Source organism: Planobispora longispora (assembly GCF_016863135.1).
Taxonomy (GTDB): Bacteria; Actinomycetota; Actinomycetes; order Streptosporangiales; family Streptosporangiaceae; genus Planobispora; species Planobispora longispora.
Genome location: NZ_BOOH01000098.1, coordinates 1 through 1,152, shown reverse-complemented (window position 1 = coordinate 1,152; position 1,152 = coordinate 1). Strand labels below are relative to the sequence as shown.

Below are 1,152 nucleotides of genomic sequence, written 5' to 3'. Positions count from 1 at the left end.
GGGCGGGGAGAACAGGTAGCCCTGCGCCAGCGGACACCCCATCTGCTGCAACACCCCCGCCTGCTCCCGCGACTCCACCCCCTCCACCACCGTGGCCAGATTCAAACTCGCCGCCAACTCCACGATCGCCTTGGTGAACGCCCGCGCCTGACGATGATCAACACCCGTCAACGGCGCCGTGAACGAACGATCGATCTTCAAAATATCCACCGGCAACGTCCGCAGATACGCCAACGACGAATACCCCGTACCGAAATCATCCAACGCGATCCGCACCCCATGCGCCCGCAGATCCGCCAGCACATCCACAATCCGCTGCGTCTCCGCCGGACTGGTCGCCAGCAACATGCTCTCGGTCACCTCCAACGTCAACGCATTACGCGGCAACGCATGCCGCGTCAAAATCTCCAGCACCGTCTCCCGGAAACTCCGCTCCCGCAACTGCCGCCCCGACACATTCACCGTCACCGCGATGCCATGACGCTCATGCCAGCGCTTGGCATCGGCACACGCCCGCTCCAACGCCCACCGCCCGATCTCCACGATCAACCCGGTGTCCTCCGCCACCGGAATGAACACATCCGGCGGCACCGCCCGCCCACCGGCCGGCAACCACCGCAACAACGCCTCCACCGCATAAATACGCCCCGAGGCCAAATTCACCACCGGCTGATAGGCCAGCGAGAACTCCCCCTGCGCCAGCGCCTGCCGCAACCCCGCCGCGATCTCGGCATGATGCAACCGCTCCGCCCGCAAGGTGTAGTCGAAGACGGCGATCTGGTTCTTGCCCGCCGCCTTGGCCGCATACAACGCCAGATCGGCATCACGCAGGGCGTCGCTGGCGGTGGGGGCGGCCGAATCGGCGAGCACGCCGATGCTGGTGGTCACATACAGCTCGCGGCCGTCGATGAGGTACGGCTCGCGTACGGCGGCCAGCACCTCCTCGGCGGCGGCCAGCGCCTGCTCCAGATCGGCGCCGGGCAGCACGACGGCGAACTCGTCGCCGCCGAGGCGGGCCAGGATCTGCCCGTCGGGGGTCAGGGTGCGCAGGCGGCGGGCCACGACGGTGAGCAGCTCGTCGCCGACCGGGTGGCCGTAGGTGTCGTTGACGTCCTTGAAGCCGTCGAGATCCAGCAGCAGCAGCGCGGGCGC

General features: G+C 67.4%; 1 protein-coding gene. It reads right to left on the bottom strand.

The window, feature by feature from the left end; translation table 11 throughout:
• Positions 1 to 1,152, bottom strand: a 1,152-nt coding sequence (locus Plo01_RS39760) for a putative bifunctional diguanylate cyclase/phosphodiesterase (protein WP_203895983.1), incomplete at both ends; no start/stop codon positions are given.